14 protein-coding genes and 2 pseudogenes are annotated in these 17,353 nt (G+C 54.1%); 9 read left to right on the forward strand and 7 right to left on the reverse strand.

The annotated features are described in order from the left end of the window. Positions 1-99 precede the first annotated feature (99 nt). The 6 genes from AB3175_RS02715 (at position 100) to AB3175_RS02740 (ending at position 8,824) form a co-directional block, all read left to right on the forward strand. Positions 100-1,089, forward strand: coding sequence for a CHASE4 domain-containing protein (locus AB3175_RS02715; protein ID WP_367359393.1), 990 nt, complete (start codon positions 100-102; stop codon positions 1,087-1,089). Then, positions 1,001-2,863: a PAS domain S-box protein gene (locus AB3175_RS02720; protein ID WP_367359394.1), complete on the forward strand. Its 1,863-nt coding sequence runs from the start codon at positions 1,001-1,003 to the stop codon at positions 2,861-2,863. Before AB3175_RS02715 ends, AB3175_RS02720 begins: the two co-directional genes overlap by 89 nt. Positions 2,864-3,083: 220 nt before the next feature. After that, positions 3,084-3,284, forward strand: coding sequence for a heavy-metal-associated domain-containing protein (locus AB3175_RS02725; RefSeq protein WP_367359395.1), 201 nt, complete (start codon positions 3,084-3,086; stop codon positions 3,282-3,284). Beyond that, a complete protein-coding gene (locus tag AB3175_RS02730; protein ID WP_367359396.1) occupies positions 3,274-5,742 on the forward strand; it encodes a heavy metal translocating P-type ATPase in 2,469 nt (822 codons plus the stop codon). The genes AB3175_RS02725 and AB3175_RS02730 overlap by 11 nt, the downstream gene beginning before the upstream one ends. 221 nt (positions 5,743-5,963) lie before the next feature. Beyond that, positions 5,964-8,339 (forward strand): FIST N-terminal domain-containing protein, encoded by a 2,376-nt coding sequence (locus AB3175_RS02735; RefSeq protein WP_367359397.1) that lies wholly within the window; start codon positions 5,964-5,966, stop codon positions 8,337-8,339. An 83-nt stretch (positions 8,340-8,422) separates the two neighbouring features. Beyond that, positions 8,423-8,824 (forward strand): response regulator, encoded by a 402-nt coding sequence (locus tag AB3175_RS02740; RefSeq protein ID WP_367359398.1) that lies wholly within the window; start codon positions 8,423-8,425, stop codon positions 8,822-8,824. 151 nt (positions 8,825-8,975) lie between these two features. Here the strand turns inward: AB3175_RS02740 and AB3175_RS02745 are convergent, their stop codons facing one another. Both AB3175_RS02745 and AB3175_RS02750 read right to left on the reverse strand, forming a co-directional pair. Then, entirely contained in the window at positions 8,976-9,545 is a 570-nt protein-coding gene (locus AB3175_RS02745; RefSeq protein WP_367359399.1) for a nitroreductase family protein, read from the reverse strand. 35 nt (positions 9,546-9,580) lie between these two features. Further along, positions 9,581-10,141: a cysteine hydrolase family protein gene (locus AB3175_RS02750; RefSeq protein ID WP_367359400.1), complete on the reverse strand. Its 561-nt coding sequence runs from the start codon at positions 10,139-10,141 to the stop codon at positions 9,581-9,583. 184 nt (positions 10,142-10,325) lie between these two features. Here AB3175_RS02750 and AB3175_RS02755 point away from each other — a divergent pair, with 184 nt between their 5' ends. The 3 genes and pseudogenes from AB3175_RS02755 (at position 10,326) to AB3175_RS02765 (ending at position 12,796) form a co-directional block, all read left to right on the forward strand. Continuing rightward, a complete protein-coding gene (locus AB3175_RS02755; protein WP_367359401.1) occupies positions 10,326-10,703 on the forward strand; it encodes a winged helix-turn-helix domain-containing protein in 378 nt (125 codons plus the stop codon). A gap of 332 nt (positions 10,704-11,035) precedes the next feature. Then, positions 11,036-11,149 (forward strand): annotated as a pseudogene (locus AB3175_RS02760) (transposase); the annotation flags it as partial. 486 nt (positions 11,150-11,635) lie between these two features. After that, positions 11,636-12,796: an alkaline phosphatase gene (locus AB3175_RS02765; protein WP_367359402.1), complete on the forward strand. Its 1,161-nt coding sequence runs from the start codon at positions 11,636-11,638 to the stop codon at positions 12,794-12,796. Here AB3175_RS02765 and tsaA read toward each other — a convergent pair. The 5 genes and pseudogenes from tsaA to AB3175_RS02790 form a co-directional block, all read right to left on the reverse strand. Further along, positions 12,774-13,607, reverse strand: coding sequence for a tRNA (N6-threonylcarbamoyladenosine(37)-N6)-methyltransferase TrmO (gene tsaA / locus AB3175_RS02770; RefSeq protein ID WP_367359403.1), 834 nt, complete (start codon positions 13,605-13,607; stop codon positions 12,774-12,776). The two genes, AB3175_RS02765 and tsaA, sit on opposite strands and share 23 nt — an antisense overlap. Positions 13,608-14,079: 472 nt before the next feature. Continuing rightward, positions 14,080-15,105, reverse strand: a complete 1,026-nt coding sequence (locus AB3175_RS02775) for a transposase (protein ID WP_367359404.1) — start codon at positions 15,103-15,105, stop codon at positions 14,080-14,082. Positions 15,106-15,118: 13 nt separating this feature from the next. Continuing rightward, positions 15,119-15,805: pseudogene (gene modB, locus AB3175_RS02780) on the reverse strand (molybdate ABC transporter permease subunit). Positions 15,806-15,812: 7 nt separating this feature from the next. Continuing rightward, positions 15,813-16,562 carry a molybdate ABC transporter substrate-binding protein gene (gene modA, locus AB3175_RS02785; RefSeq protein WP_367359405.1) on the reverse strand — a complete coding sequence of 250 codons (750 nt, stop codon included), beginning with the start codon at positions 16,560-16,562 and terminating at the stop codon, positions 15,813-15,815. 281 nt (positions 16,563-16,843) lie between these two features. Then, positions 16,844-17,098, reverse strand: coding sequence for a hypothetical protein (locus tag AB3175_RS02790; RefSeq protein ID WP_367359406.1), 255 nt, complete (start codon positions 17,096-17,098; stop codon positions 16,844-16,846). Between the last annotated feature and the right edge of the window lie 255 nt (positions 17,099-17,353).

The following is a 17,353-nucleotide window of genomic DNA, read 5'->3' on the forward strand; positions in this document are numbered from 1 at the left end:
CAATGACGAAACCACTGTCGATTTTCCTTAGCTTGTCATACAGGATTTTTTCTCAGGGATGTCCCCTTGCCGCCCTGGTGGAACCGGAGAATGACGTTCATGACGCTGCGACAGAAAACCATCATGACGACAACCGCTGTCGCTTTGGCCCTGGCGGTCCTCACACTGCTGGTATCTCTGCATATTCTGCAGAGCGGTCTGCGGGACATCGAAAACCGGAATGTCACGTTGAACGTGGAGCGGGTTTTGAGCTTCATCCAGGCCACCGTCTCCGAATTGAGTTCCAATGCCCTGGATTATTCGGGATGGGACGACACCTATGACTTTGCCCAGAACCACAATCATACCTACATCAAGACAAACCTGATCGCTTCCACATACACGACTCAGAAGCTCAACCTGCTGATGATCCTCGACCGGAACGGCAGCTCAATTTATGAAGCCGGATTTAACCTCCAGAAAGGCTCCTTCACGCCGGTGCCGCGGTTGCTCCGGGACCCAGCCTTCATGAAGCGCCTGAAGGCCTCAATCCCTCAGGCGAAGGGAACATTGAGCGGCATCGTAATTCTCGATGAAGGTCCCATGATGATCTCCATTCAACCGGTCCTGAAGAGCGACCTCAGCGGGCCTGCCAGCGGCAATCTGATCATGGGCCGATTTCTCAACCCGGAAGAAATCAGGAGCATGTCGCAGTTGACCCATCAGCATTTCGAGCTGCTCCCCTTCAAGAACGGCAAATTGACAACGGATTTAAAACAGGTGCGCCTCCGGCTGGAGACATCGAAATCCATCATGGTCCAGCCGGTCAACGGAAGGACCATTTCCGGATACGCCCGCATCGATGACATCTTCGGACAGCCGGCTCTTCTTCTATCTACGACGGAAGAACGGTCGATCTACCGGCAAGGTGTTCTGATCATCGAATATATGTTCGCCTTTCTTCTGATCAGTACCGTCGCTTTTATGTTCGTTTTTTTTCTTCTTTTGGAGCGGCTCGGTCATGAAGCGCCTGAGTCGCATGAGCAAGGAGGCTCTGGAAATCGGAAACGGCAGCCATACGGACCGCCGTTTTACCGTCACAGGCGGTGATGAATTGTCCGTTCTGGGAAAAAGCATGAATATTCTGATGGAAAAAATCGAGCAGACGGAATCTCTGCTCCGCAGGGAGGCGGCACGTTATCGGGCGGTTGTCGAGGATCAGACGGAACTGGTCTGCCGCTACCTGCCCGACGGCAGGTTGATCTTTGTCAATAATGCCTACTGCCGCTATTACGGAAAAAACCGTTCGGAACTGCTGGGCTCCCTGGCCTTTGCTTCTGTCAGCGAACCGGACCGCGAACCGGTTGAACACTGCCGGCAGGCGTTGAGCAGAGACAACCCGATCACGACCTATGAATATCGGGTGGCCCTGGCCGGTGAAAGGATTCGGTGGCAGCATGCCACGGAGCGGATGATTTCGGATGAGGTTGGGCAGCCTCTGGAATTTCAGACGGTCATCCGGGATGTCACGGATCGGAAACTGATTGAAGAATCTCTCAGGAATGCTTATGCGGACCTGGAAAAGCGTGTTCAGATGCGGACCGCTGAATTGCTGAGAAGAAATGAACAGTTAAGCACTGAAATCGCCAAAAGGGCCCAGATTGAAGATGCCCTTTCCGTGTCGGAAAAAAAATACGCGGGCATTATCGACAATGTCGGAATCGGAATCATCGTTCTCGACCGGCAGCAGAACATCATCGCGGCCAACCGGCGGATGAAGGAGTGGTTTCCGGATCTGGCTCCTGCCGGCTCCTGTCCCAGCGGGCCTGAAGAGCATCGCGACGAAGGGACCCGTCAACTGACTGGCCCCGCATCCCGGACCTTCCATGACGGACAGGTCCACGAGGCGGAAAGCACGATCCGTGTCGGCGGGGAACCCCGCCTCTTTCGCATCGTCTCTTCCGCAATCCTGGACAGAAACAACTCCATCGAGGCCGTGATCGAAATGCTCGACGACATTACCCAGCGCCACCAGGCAGAGGAGATCCTCCGCATCCGTGAAGCCCGCTATCGGGGCATTGTTGAAGACCAGACGGAACTGATCTGCCGGATGACGCCGAACGGTCGTTTCACGTTCGTCAATGAAGCCTACGGCTCATACCTGGGCCAACAGGCCGAGGAGCTGATCGGGAGAGACTTTCTATCCTTCATTCACGAGGAAGACCGGGCGGGCATCCTGGAAAGGATGTCGTCACTCAGCCCGGAGCATCCGGTCATCTGCTTTTTGTGCCGCGGGATGATGGAAAACGGCGGGGTTCGCTGGCAGCAGTGGAGCCAGCGGGCGATTTTCTCTGAAGGGAGCACCCTTTCGGAGCATCAAGGCGTGGGCCGGGATGTAACGGACAGGAAGCAGGCGGAGGAGGCGCTGCAGGAGAGGCAGAGGGAACTGGATGAGAAATCCCGATCCCTCGAAGAGGCCAATGTCGCCCTGAGGGTTCTCCTCAGGCAGAAGGAGGAAGATCGAGAGGAAGTTGAAGAGAGGATTCTGTCAAACATCAATGACCTTGTCATGCCCTATGTCGAAAAGCTGAAGATAGCCCCACTTGATGCGCGCAATCGATCGTGCCTGGAGGTTCTTGAAACAAACCTCAAAGACATCAGAACTTCGTTCAACGGACGATTGACCTCCGGGACGTACAATCTCACCTCCAAGGAACTGGATGTGGCCAACCTGATTCGGGAGGGTAAAACAACGAAGGAAATAGCAGATTTGCTGTATCTCTCAAAAAACACGATCGATTTTCATCGCAACAACATCCGCAGGAAACTGGGAATCACCAATGAAAAGACCAATCTCCGCGCCTACCTGTCATCACTGTCCTGACGACCTGCCCCCCGCTCGTTTCAAGAAGAGCCCCCTTTTTGCACGATCCCATGCCACCATGGCCTGTGCCGACCAGTCCTCTCGCCCAACGGCCCCGGCTTCATTCTCCCTTGCGAGTGCTCCTTTTCAGGACGCAAAAGGGTGAGCCGCCGTCTTCGCCTTGACAAACCAGAAGGAGATTGTAATATTTATGATACATTACAATCTCAGGAGCGGCATTATGAAAAAGATCAAGATTACAGGAATGAGCTGCAACCACTGTGTAATGGCTGTTACGAAGGCCTTGAAGGGTATCGAGGGCATTGAGGATGTTTCCGTTGATCTGAAGGCCGGTGAAGCCACGTTCGAGGAAACGAAGTCCGTGGACCCGGAAGTCATTAAACAAAAAATTTCCGAGGCGGGGTTCGAAGTTGTCGGATAAGGCAATCCTTCATATCTCCGGAATGAGCTGCGCTTCCTGCGTGCGCCGCGTTGAGCAGGGACTGCGGGAAATGGCGGGGGTCGAACAGGCCACCGTCAATTTCGCCCTGGAACAGGCCGTTGTGGACTTCGATTCCGCGACGGTACTCCCTGAACAGCTTACCGAGCGGGTCCGGGAACTGGGTTATGAGGTCGTCAAAATCGACCGCCCGGCCGCCGGAGGGCTGGAAAAAACAACGATTTCCGTCGGCGGGATGACCTGTGCCGCCTGTGTGCGCCGCGTCGAAAACGCCCTGAAAAAAGTGGAGGGCGTGAAGGATGTGTCGGTCAATCTGGCCACGGCCCGGGCCACGGTCCTCCATGAACCCGTCTGGCAAGGGGTGACGGGACTGAAGGAAACGGTGATCGACCAGGGATACGAATTCCTGGGGATCATCGACGAGCTTCAGGAAGACCCCATCGCCGCCGCGCGGATCCGGGAAATCAAGGACTTGAAACTCCGGTTTTCCGTCGGCGCCGTGCTCAGTGTCATCATCTTCATGGGTTCCATGCAGCACTGGTTTCCCTTTCTCCATGGCATTCCGCCGCGGCCCCTCCAGATGATCCTCTTTATCCTTACCGCCCCCGTCGTTTTCTGGGTGGGCAGCCGCTTCTTTACCGGCGCCCTGAAAGCGGCCCGGCAGAAAACCAGCGACATGAACACCCTGGTGGCTATCGGGGCACTCTCGGCATACATCTATTCCGCCCTGGCCACTTTTTTCCCCCGGTTCTTCGCCGAGGCAGGGCTGATGCCTCATGTCTACTACGACGGCGCGGCCATGATCGTCACCCTGATCCTTCTGGGAAGGCTGCTTGAGGCGGGCGCCCGGGGCCGGACATCCCAGGCCATCCGGCGTCTGGTGGGACTCAAGCCGAGAACAGCCCGCGTCATCCGGGACGATCAGGAAATGGACATCCCGGTGGAAGAGGTTCTCAAGGGGGATCTGCTCGTTGTGCGGCCGGGAGAAAAGATCCCCACAGACGGCATCGTCCGTTCAGGCTCTTCAGCGGTGGACGAATCCATGCTCACGGGGGAAAGCGTGCCTGCGAACAAGGAGCCGGGCTCCGAGGTCTTCGGCGCCACCTTGAACCGCAGCGGCAGCTTTACCTTTGAAGCCACGAAGATCGGTGCGGAAACGGCTCTTTCCCAGATTATCCGGCTGGTGGAAGAAGCTCAGGGTTCCAAGGCCCCGATCCAGCGGCTTGCCGATCGTGTGGCGGCCGTTTTCGTTCCCGTTGTCATTGCGATAGCGCTGCTGACTTTTATCGTGTGGTTCTTTTTCGTCCCGGAACCTGTCTTCAGCCGCGCCCTCCTGAATTTTGTTTCCGTCCTGGTCATCGCCTGCCCCTGCGCGCTGGGTCTGGCCACACCCACGGCGGTCATGGTGGGCACGGGGCTGGGGGCGGAGCACGGCATCCTGATCAAGGGAGGAGAAAGCCTGGAAAAGGCTTATCGGCTGACCTCCGTGGTCTTCGACAAGACAGGCACCCTGACCCGGGGAGAGCCGGAGGTGACGGATATCCTGGCCGCGGAGGGAACTGTGCCGGAAAGGGTTCTCCAGACGGCGATTTCTCTTGAATCCCGGTCGGAACACCCCCTGGCCCAGGCCATCGTCGTTCGAGGAAGATCGGAGGGGCTGGCCCCCCTGGCCGTTGAGCATTTCGAGGCGCTGTCCGGACTGGGGACACGGGCTCTCATCGGAGGGAAATCGTGCCTGCTGGGGAATCTCCGCCTTATGCTTCAGGAAAGGATGGATTTGCAGGGGCTGGACCGGAGGGTCGCCGATCTGGCCGGTCAGGGAAAAACCTGCGTCCTGGTCGCCGAAGAGGGCCGGGTTACAGGACTGATCGCCCTGTCCGATGTCCCGCGGGAATCTGCAAAAGAAGCCGTGGCCGAACTGAAAGCCTCAGGGCTCCGGGTGGCCATGATCACCGGAGACAATCTCAACACCGCCTCAGCTATCGGCCGCCAACTGGGCATCGATCAAATTCTCGCAGAAGTCATGCCTGGTGACAAGGCACGGGAAATCCGGCGGCTTCAGCAGGAAGGGCAGATCGTGGCCATGGTGGGAGACGGGATCAACGATGCTCCGGCCCTGACGTCGGCGGACATCGGCATCGCCATCGGAGCCGGAACGGACGTGGCCATCGAAGCCAGCGACATTACCTTGATGACCGGTGATCTCCGGGCCGTTCCCCGGGCCATCCGGCTCTCCCTGGAAACCATGAAGGTCATCCGCCAGAATCTCTTCTGGGCCTTCATCTATAACATCATCGGCATCCCGATCGCCGCCGGTGTGCTCTACCCCTTCTCCGGAATCCTTCTGAACCCGGAGTTCGCAGCAGCCGCCATGGCCCTGAGCTCCGTCTCGGTCGTCAGCAATTCCCTCCGCCTCCGGTATACAGGCCTCAAATCCTGAAGGCTCCCCCCGGAAACACACGCTCTTCATGGCTTGGATATTGCTTCTACAAAAAGCTCTATCCTGCATGCTGAAAAAAACCTCATATCAGATCTTCCTGTTGTATCCTCGGGTTACGGACATCGTGATCAAAGGGCGCGGCGACGGATTTTTATGCAGACTACCTAAAAAATGACAGTGACAGCACAATTCTAATGCATGGCACGGGAAAAAGAACCAGGGTGAAGGGCACCCCGAATATTGAAGTGGGATGTGGCATCGCCCGGGGGGATGACTCATTCGGGGCCGGTCGGGATGCTGCCAGCCAGGCGACAGAGGGCATTATCTCCTATTTCCTGACGGCGGTGATCGTCTTTGCACCGGCTTCCTATGACCTTGACGCCATGCTTTCCGGAATCCGGAGCGTCGTTGGTGACGTCCCCCTGTTCGGCGCCAGTTCAGCCGGAGAAATGTGCCATCGGGCCTTTTCGGGAAGCGTTGTGGTTATGGCCCTCGCTTCCCCTTATCTCTCTGTCAGCGTCGGACTGGGGAAAGGGGTGTCAACGGATTGTCGAGGCGCCGTGATCGAGGCAATCGAAGGGGGCACGGTCAAACGGTATTTCAATCCTAAAAACAGCTCCTATTACAATAAAATGACCCGCAACGGCCGGTCGGTCTTTGCCATCCTGTTTTCACCGGGATGCACGGCCGCCTCGGATTCCTACAGCCCTGAAATCCTGGAAGAACTCAAACGCCTTTCTCAGGGATGCATCTCTTTTTTCGGAGGCAGCGCCGTCGATCCCGCAGGAACAACCGGGCAGGAAAATTTCGTTTTTTACGGAAACAGAGCCTACTCTGACAGCATGGTTCTGGCGGTCTTCGAAACGGGGCTTAAGTTCGGTATTGCCATGGGCCACGGGTTCCACCCCACGGGGAAGAGAGTCGTTGCCACAAAATGCAGGGGCCGTGAAGTTCTTGAACTGGACCATAGACCGGCCGCGGATGTTTTTTCGGAACTTCACGGCATCCCCAGGGAAGAGCTGGAAGGAAACTATCTCTTTGAACAGATAGCGCGGCCCTTCGGAATGCGCCATGCTCTGGGGGAGTACACGATTTTCGTCCCTCACACCCTAACGCCGAATGGCGGAGCAAAACTCGCCCACCCGGTGCAGGAGGGAACCGCTCTGGCCCTGATGGAAGCCATCGAGGACGAAGTGGCCGCGGCGGGAAAGGACACGCTGCAGAGTGCACTGATGCAGTCCGGCATCACCGAACCTGCCGCCATACTGGTCTGCTCATGCTTCCTGAGGATGAATCTTCTGAAAAGCAGGATTAATGAAGAACTGGCCGCGATCACCACTGCCATGCCCGGTGTTCCCCTGGCGGGTTTCTACAGTGCCGGCGAACAGGGCACGAACGCGGATCATGTCAGCCGCCACAACAACGAGGCCATTGTGATCCTCCTCTTGGGCAACGAGCTGTCCTATGCCGCCAAAGTGGCGGAGGAAAACCGGATCCTGTACCGGATGCTGGAGGCGCGCCTGGCGGAGAAACAGCTTCTGCAAGAGGAATTGGCGGGACAGATCCGTTTTCTCCAGATCCTGATCGACAACATCCCGAATCCTGTCTTTTACAAGGATCCACAGGGACTATACCTCGGCTGCAACAAGGCTTTCGAGGAATATTTCAATCTGCGGAGGGAAGAGATCCTGGGTTCATCCGTCGAGAATCTCGATCAGGTCGATCAGATCGACCTTCATCGCCAATTGGACAGAGAGTTGATTCAGAAGGGCGGCAGGGCCGTTTATGAATCCACGATCCACGCCGAAGACGGCACCCTCTTGCATACCATCATCCATAAAGCCCTTTTTCACAAAGCCGACGGGACTCCGGGCGGCATTGTCGCCAGCATGACCGATATCACCGATCGCAAACAAACTGAAGAGGTCCTCAGGATCAGCGAGGAAAAATTCCTCAAAGCGTTTCAAGGCATTCCGACGATGATGACCATCATCACGTTTCAGGACGGAAAAATCGTTGAAGTCAATGAAAGTTATCTGCGAAACCTCGGGTTTACGCGCCGGGAGGTGGTGGGAAAAACCTCAAGAAAGCTTGATGTTTACGTCTATCCGGAACAGCGTAATCTTGTCATTAACATGATGATTGCAAAAGGTTCCGTGCAAAACCTCGATGTCCCGTTACGAACCAAAACGGGAGAGATCCGCCATTGCCTTCTGTCGGCGGAACGGATCCAGTTGCAGAATGTGGAGCACGCACTGATCCTGATGCAGGACATCACGGATCAAAAGCATGCGGAGCAGGAGCGCCTCCAGCGGATGAGGCTGCAAAGCATACTGCAGACGGCGGGAACGATCTGTCACGAATTCAACCAGCCCCTTCAGATCCTTTCCGGATACACCGAACTGCTCCTTGCCGACCCGGCCCTGGATCCGAAAATCCATCAGAAACTGCAGATCATAAAGGGACAGACGGAACGGATGGAAATGATCACCCAGAAGCTTTTAACCGTGAAAGAATGTTCTTTCAAGGATTATGCGGGAATCGGCAAGATCATGAACCTGCATGAAGACGAGACGGAAGAAACGGATCCGTCCTGATGCATGGTTATGGCTTGAACAGGAACACATAGAATCAAGAATAAGCAAACAACAGATTTCATTGGATTGTGAAGAGGTAAGACATGGTTGAACCGAAGATTCTCCTGGTGGATGATGAGATTGAGATTCTTTCGATGCTGCAGGAGGCATTGAGCATGCGCGATTACAAGGTGATCACGGCGGAGAACGCGGAAAAGGCCCTGGAGGTTCTCGCCAGGGAAAGTGTCATGGTCATGTTTCTGGATCTCAATCTCCCCGGCATGAGCGGCATCGATCTTTGCAGGAGAATCCGCAAAGACAATCAGATTGCCATCATCAATGCCCTGACGGGTTACAGCAATATTTACGGGCTTCTGGAATGCCGGGGCGCCGGCTTCGATGATTTTTTCATCAAACCTGTTTCGCTCAAGACGCTCTTCAAAGCCGTCGACGATGCCTTCGAAAAAATCGACCGCTGGCAGATCTTTGAGTACGACCTGACGTGATCCCCTCCCTCTGCAGCGGCCGGCTCCAATCCCGACGTTAACATGCGCCTTTTTAAGACCGCTTCGTCGCTGTCCCCACGCCGACATCGGGGTTTTGCCTCACAGCTTCAAGGCCGCTGAGCCTTCTGCCCTTCACGGTCGGAAGGGAGCTTCAGAGAAGAAGCTCTTCCAGGGGCCTCTTGGGAACGTGATGGACGCCCTCCTCATCCCGCCAGTATCGGATGCAGCCATCCGGTCCGAGGGGTTCAATGACAACCTTCTCCCGCGGCCTGCCCAGAGCCAGCACAAGGAGGACTTCGTACTGCTCCGGGATGTTCAGGGACTGCCGCAGGGCCGCCCGCTTGATCGAAGCGATCATGCATCCCCCCAGTCCCTTCTCCACCGCACCCAGAAGGATGCTCTGCGCGGCAATTCCATGGTCGCACCCGAAGGAGTGGACAATGGACGTATCTCCCAGTATCACGATATACGCGGCAGGGCGCTCCCCTTCCGAAGGGCCTGGCCAGTCATTCAGATAACCGGCCCAGGCAAGACAGGGAAAGATTCGGTCATTCTTGTCAGGATCCGCGGAAAGGACAAACCGGAGCGGTTGGAGATTGGCCGCCGAAGGCGAAAGGCGGGCGAGGTCCACAAGTTCTTTCAGCGTTTCTTCGGATATTCGTTCGCTTTCTTCAAATCGTCGGTAACTCCTGTTCTTCAAAACCAGTTCCTGGAGCATCATGGCTTCTTCCTTTCCCGGTGAAAGATTTCACCACATCAGTTCAGCTTTTGCAGAAATTCGTCGGCGGTCATAACCTGGAAAATCGGATAAAGTGGATTATTGCGGAAAATGTTCAGGATCTGCTCATGGACTTCCTCTTTGTGGGCAGCACAGCAATCCTCGATGAAATAGGCGGCAAAATCATGGGCCAGCGCATCCAGGACCGTGGAAAGGACGCACCAGTTGGTGCTGATGCCTGCGACGGCCAGGGTGTCTACACCATGCAGACGCAGTGTCTGATCGAGATCCGTCTTGAAAAATGCGCTGAAGCGGCGTTTGGGGAGCCAGATATCCGTCGGGGCCTGAACCAGCCGGTCGGTGACTTCAGCGCCTTCAGTGCCCCGGATGCTGTGCTCTTTCATCTTTCCCTTGAAAATGAAATCCCCTTCGAGAAAGCTGTCGGTGGAAAAGATGACGGGGATCGAACGTTTCCGGGCTTCCTCCGTCAGATGGTTTATCATCGGCACAATGGCCCGGGCAAAAGGCGTAATGGGCAGGGGATGGGAAGAATCCAGGGTATCCTTGACCATGTCGATAACAACGATTGCAGGTTTCATAAGCAGGGGCTCCTTAAAGATCATTTCATACAAAACAGCTGCAGCATAAAAGGAGGTCATCCTGGAAGTCAAGCCAAAAACACGCCTGTTCAAAATACTCTCCTGCTTGACTTTGTCTTGATTTTCCGCCTGCTCTATGGCATAAATAACATATTGGTTCGCCCACAAATTTCAGAAGAAGAGGATGGAATCGTTGAACATCCGACATAAAGTATGGCTGGAAAAGAATGGCCGTGTTCTATTCGGCGAGGGACGATATGAACTGCTCAAGACGATTGCGGAATGCAAAAGCCTCAATGCAGCCGCTAAAAAGCTGAATATGTCCTATCGTGCGGCATGGGGCAGGCTGAAGGCCTCCGAGGAACGGCTGGGAATCCCCTTGGTGGTTATTGAATCGCAAAAACAGGGAATGCATCTTACCGAACAGGCGACAGCACTGCTGGAGGCTTTCGACCAGCTTGAAAAGGAAATCACTTCCCTGATCGCTGAGCGGACAAAGCAGTTATCCTTTCTGTGCACCCCTGACAGCGACAAAAAACAGGAATCTTCAAAAAGTTCATAACAATTCTTCCTATTAAGAAGTAATCTGCCTTTCAAATACCTGAAATCCCCTGCATTTCTCTATCAGAAGCCTTGCCTATCGTTATGTCAATAAAGTCATAATGACTCGAACAATTCTTGTTGATTTACTTATCATTACATTATATGACTCATTATTACAATCAACTTCTTATTCTTACATTATGACATAAAAAGACCACTTTGAGTTGCCGGTTCATCCACTAGGCCATCGACTCATCGGGCTTCAGAGTGGGATATGGACTCTGGCGGTCTGTTTTTACAGCTGCAGGGAAAATTTTTTTCAAAGCTGAGTCAGAAAAAGGAGAAACTTACATGCAACACAAACGAAAGACATACACCCCGTCCTTTAAAGCCAAGGTCGTTCTGGAAGCCATTCGGGACAAGAAAACATCGGCTGAACTCGCCGATCGCTATAAGATTCATCCGGTGCAGGTCCGCAACTGGAAAGTCATTGCTACCCGGCGGATGCCGGATCTTTTCACCAATCGTAAGAAGGACGATGACCAGGAGAAGGAAAGGCAGATCCAAAGCCTCAACCGTCAGGTTGATCAACTTCAGAAAGAACTGAACTGGCTGCGACAGAATCTGGATCTGAGCCACAAGGAGCGCGTGTCGCTTATCAAAAGAAAGGATCTTGACATTGCCGTGTGCCGTCAGGCTGAACTGCTTGGAATATCGCGGTCCAGCGTTTACTATCAACACAACGGGACTAAACGGGAATCACTGTTGAAGGACCAGGTCAGCGCATAATTCCCCTTCCGGTCAAACAATTCATCTATCGGGATGGCGCAACAGAGGCGAAACGTTATCAACCGCCTTTTTCAGCCCTGATCTTAAATCTTGTTCTTTTGGTGATTGGCTGATATCGTTCGCGGTGGAAGTCAAATAATCCAGGAGCTAGGCGGGAAGCTGATGACGAGATCTCCGGTTGATGAAGTCCATCTGTCCCGCATTGTCATTTTCGTCATTATTTTCTTCATCCTGCCCGCCTCCTCCTGCTCCGGAAGGGCCAGGAATATCATTCTCATGGTTCCCGACGGGATGGGGCTGGCCAATGTCACAGCCGCCCGCATTTCCAAACATGGGAGCAATCCTCTTCCCCTCTCTTTTGAAACCCTGGATCAGATCGGATACCAGAGAACCTTTGCCGCCGGCGGCGTCATTACCGACTCGGCAGCCGCAGCTTCAGCCTGGGCCTGCGGAGAAAAATTCTCCAACGGTGAAGTCTGCTATCACCGTGACGGGCGCCCGTATCAGCCGAACATCCTGGAGCTGGCCATGAAATCCGGCAGATCCACAGGCCTTGTTGCGACAGAGGCAATCACCGACGCAACCCCCGCCGCCTTCGGCGCCCATGTCCCCTTCCGCCGCTGCTGGAAGGAAATCGCCCGCCAGTACATCGAAGAGTCACATGTGAGCGTGCTTCTGGGCGGCGGTAAAGCTCTGCTGACAGCGCAGGAGGCCGATCCATGCGGGACCGCCGGAGATCTTCTGCGCCTGGCTCAGGAGCGGGGATACCGTGTGGTTGCCGACCGGAAAGAACTGGAAAAAGCCGTTGAGGAGGGTGCGACAAAACTCCTGGGGCTTTTTTCCGACCATGCCCTTACCCCGGAATACATCAGAAAGCCGGAATCAGCCGAACCCCGGCTGCGGGAGATGGCAACGGCCGCTCTGAGGGTCCTGGAACAGAATGAAGCCGGTTTTTTTCTTCTCATCGAAGGCTCTCTGGTGGACAGGGCCAACCACGAGAACAATTTTCCCTACCAGGTGGGTGAAGTTCTGGCCTTCGACGAAGCCGTAGCCGTTGTCCGGGCGTGGGTGGATCAGGACCCGAAGCGCAAGGCGGAAACCCTTCTGATCGTGGTTCCCGACCACGAAACGGGCGGATTCGCCATTACAGGCCCTTTTTCAACCGGGAAGGACGCCGACGGCGAGGTCGAAACAGCATGGACGGGGAAGAAACACACGGGGGTCGACACGATCATCTGGAGTTCAGGGCCGGGAAGTGAGCGCCTTGGCCGCGCCATCGACAATACCGACCTTTACGGGATCATGGCCGATGCCCTGAAATGACGGAAGGAGTTCCTTCGATCTTGAACAGTTCCTCGTCGGAAAGTGACTTCATGCGGTCAGGGTCTGTCTCGCCCAGCCAGGTCAGAGAAATCTGTTCCCCTTTTTTTCTCCAGATGCTGCAGAACCTTTCTCCGGAAGGCTGAAAGGCAAACCGCGGGGGATTGGCCAGGCGGGCCCGGGTCAGCCCTTGCAGGACATCGGCGAGGCAGGCGGAACCGGTCACTGTTACAATCAATTCATCGTTATTCAGCTTCCCCCAGCGTTCCTCCACGAACAATCCCATCCTCACGGCAATGTGCAGGTCGGCACAGATCTCACGGTGGTGGGCAAAGGCCTCTCTTTCCATGTGCCTTTCCCTCATCTGCCGGCAAGCCGGCACGATCTCCGGAGTGCGGGGAGAAAAGACGATATCCTGCTCGAAGTATGGTTTGATATCCAGAATGGGGGTTCCATCCACGGCGTCCAGCCCGTCGACGAACAGACGGTTCCCCGCATTTCCTTCCAGCCGTACGAGGGTCAGGGCGATCGGATTCGGCCGGACCGGAGTCCTCAAGGCAAAAACCCCGTATTTCGGCACGCGGGGATTCACCCGCTCAGGAGATGCCGTAAGAACGTCCCGCCGGGATTCGTGGAACCAGGACAGAACCCACAGATGGGAGTTCTCATTGATCTTATCCAGGGCAGCCGCATATTCCGGGAAGATTTCGATAACCGAAGAAATCCCCTGAAGTGAGATGTTTGCCGTGGAGGCTTCCGATGAGCACACGATTCCAATCGGCCGCAGCTCAATGGAACTCATGATAACCTTCATAGCCTTCCTCCCTTGCCCAAGGAGTGATGACAGATAGAATTTCCATGATTTTACCGTTTGTTGATCAAACATTCCACCACGATATTTTGCCCCGGCCATCTCCATGAATGTGCCTTATGTACCCGCTTTCCATGGCGATCTTCCTCGCCCGGATTTCCGGAAGCCATAACGCAGTGTACCGGCTTGATAGCATTTTTGAGATGGAATTGGAATTTTTTGTGTTCCCATATTCTTATGTTTACATATTCCTATGTTTTTATATTCACATGTTTTTGTTGACAGAGAGCGCCACTTTATTTGTACTCCCAACCCTAAAGAAAAGTTTCTATTAATATCAAAAGCTTGAAACTCAAGGGCGATTTTTCGGGTAACGGTCACCCGCCTTCGACAGCGGTAGGTAAACAAAATTGAAATTCTTAAGTAAAATTATCGTTATAAGTCGTTGTCGAATTTTTGGCGTTTGCCTACATTTTTAAGGGGTCACCTGGATATGCCGAATGCGTTGCGGTGGAGATATCTTTAGTTGTTTTAGGATGTTGACTTGTTCCGGTGTCGGTTCGGTGGTCTGTAATACCCGTCCTTCTTTTGAAAAAAATTCTCCAAGATGAAGGCGCTCCATTTGAGCTTTGATATGGTCCCAAGGCATGTTCGTTTTCCTCTCGGCAACCCTTACCAGAAGGAGTGCCAGGAAACAGAGGAACACATGGGCTTCGATCCGTTCATCCTTCCGGTGATAAACAGGTCTCAGATCCAGAGTCGTTTTCAGGGTTCGGAAAGCCCGCTCCACTTCCATCAGTTGTTTGTACCCCAGTGCCACATCCTCAGGACTCAGGGTGTCGTCACTGGTGGAAATGATGTATTTCCCGTCCAGATGGGCCTCTTCTCTGATCTTCCCTTTGTCGATTTTGATCCGCCCGGTTTTCAACTGCCGCAGGTATCTGCCCATGGTCCGGTGGGACAGAAGGGCGCAGACGTTCTTCGTGTGACCGTGTCCGGTCTGCTCTTTGATGGACTTCAGAGCTTCTTCAATCTTTTTGATGGTCTTCTCGCGAGTGGCCTGATCCTTTTTGGCTTCATCCGGATTGTGAACCAGGATAAAGCGGCGGCGCTTTTCCCCGTCGCCAATGATCACTTCCTTGATCTCCAGGTTTTCCCGAACGGAAGTGAACCTGCCCCGCTTGGCCAGAACCTCGCGGTGGATCTCCTGATTGTCCCGGAGCTTCTCGCCGATGATGTAGTGACCGCCGGCCTTCTGCAGGATCAGGCGATTCTCTTCGGAACTCATCCCCCGGTCCATGACCCAGACGCAACGGCCCAGCTTCCAGCCGAGAAGATCGCTCTTGACCTTTTCCACGGTCTTCATGTCCGAGGTGTTGCCCGGCATCGTCCAGCACTTCACCGGGATGCCCTCCTTCGTGACCGCCAGGCCGATCCGCTCCACTGCAACGGTACAGTTCGCCTCCAGGAAAAAGGTGCCAAACTGTTTTCCTGTGTCCACACGCAGTTCCATGTCAGTCCGTCCGAATCATTCTTCTCCCCAACCATTCGTGAAAGATGAGCACGGCTACGGAAATGGTTATGGACACCAAGCAGAGGGCCATGGCCATCTCGTCGCCTCGAGGGGAACTGATGTATTCATAAATCGCCAGGGGGATCGTCTGGGTAACCCCGGGGATGTTTCCCACGACGATGATCGTCGCCCCGAATTCACCCAGTCCCCGGGCGAACATGAGAACGGAGCCGGCGATGATTCACCGGACGGAAAGGGGCAGGATCACCGTGAGGACATTGTGAAACCAGCCTGCTCCGAGGGTCCGGGAAGCCTGAATAAGGCGCACATCGATGGTTTCCATTCCTGTCCGCATCGACCGGACCATCAGGGGAAAGCCCAAGACCGCCGTGGCGATGACCGCCGCTTTCCAGGTAAAAATCAGCTGAATCCCGAGGGGCTGGAGGATCATCTTCCCGACCCAGCCCTGCTGTCCCAAAAGGAGGAGCAGAAGATAGCCAACGACGACAGGCGGCAATGTCAGAGGAAGATTGACAAGGACATCCAGGGCGACCCGCCCCCGGAACTTCCGGAAGGTCATGAGATAGGCAACGGCAAAACCAAAGGGAAGAGAAATCAGAGTGGCCACAATGGCCACTCTGATCGACAGCAGGATTGCCGAATAATCGGTCGATGTAAAACCGGGCATGTGGAAATTACTTCACCGCAAACCCGTATTTGGCAAGAATCTTCTTTACATCGGCGGTTTTCAGGAAATTATAGAATGCCACCGCTTCGGCATTTTTGCTTCCCGCAGCTGTAAGCGCTACAGGATAGGTCACTCTCGAGTAATAGTTCTGGGGCACGGCAAAAAGAATCTTCACATTCTTGGCCATCATCGCGTCCGTCTTATAGACAAAGGACCCATCCACCTCACCGCGTTCGGCATACATCAGGCATTCCCGAACATCTCTCGCCATGACCAGCTTTTTTTCCAGCTGCTTCTCCAAACCCGCACTCTTGATCGCCTCCATGGCATACTGGCCGGCAGGAACGCTCTTCGGGCTGCCGATGGCGACCTTCCCCAGTTTCACCACATCCTGCATGCCGCTCACCTTGAGACCGGGCTTGCCCACAAAGACCACTTCATTGAAGGCAAAGGTGGAAACATGCCGCGCATCGACCAGGTTCTTTTCTTTCAGGAAGTCCATCCACTCCACATTGGCGGAGAAATAGACATCGCAGGGGGCGCCGTTCGCGATCTGTTTTGCCAATGCCCCGGAACTGGCAAAGTTTCGTTGAAATGAAACCCCTGGGTTCTTTTTTGTAAATTCCTTGGAAATGTCCGTTACTGCATCCGTCAGGCTGGCCGCCACGGATATTTTAATTTCACCCGCAAGGGCTGTCCCGGTTAAAAACACGAAACAAAACACCGCCAAAAAGAGTTTGATAGTCCAGTTCTTCATCTTTCATCCTTTCCTAAATGAATTTTTAAAAAAAGGGGGATTTTCTGACCGCCTTACTTCAGAAGTCTCAGATTCAAATTATGCAGGGCATAACGCATATTCAACCCAAATACAACCCGCGAAGGAAGACACCGTGCAAGGTGTTCCAAAGTCCCTTGAAGCTGAAACCACCATGGCATCAAGGTCATTTGCACTCCCTGATGATGCGGATCAGCATCCGGGAAAATTCGACGGGTCATCTTTAAATGCTCCCGGAATCCCGCCGCTCAACCCTTTTCTTTTCAAGCCCTGCCCGACTTCACTCCAATTCCCCACACCGGCCCGCCTGAATGCGTCAGTGTACGAAGCAGAACACCCTGATATTTCTCTGCAATCCCATCTCCCATACCGATAGAGTAGAACCTTTTGAGGTTGTTAAGTTCAACAACCTCCATCTGTCGCAGATCCTCCACGCGAAGGCGAAGAGGGTTGTTTACCAAACCTGATACCGTAAGTTTTTTGGGCATATATCTCGGGGCAGATATTTTTTCAGGCATTCACATGACTCCATCAGAGCGTCTTTTGATCAGGTTGGCCGGACATCATTGCATAAGAGAAGAATCCTTTTATGCCTGAAATAACATAATCCATGCCCCGCTTATCTTATGAATGATATAATGTCAAGGATATTCCTGATCACACCATCACAGGCAAGAGAACTGTCATGACGCGTTTTTCGCTCGAGCCCTTTTGTCATACAGCTCGGAGAAGAACATAAAACGATGTCCTGAATGTTCGGGACGCCATTGGAA

The sequence above is a fragment of the Syntrophus sp. (in: bacteria) genome (genome assembly GCF_040768185.1).
Taxonomy (GTDB): domain Bacteria; phylum Desulfobacterota; class Syntrophia; order Syntrophales; family Syntrophaceae; genus Syntrophus; species Syntrophus buswellii.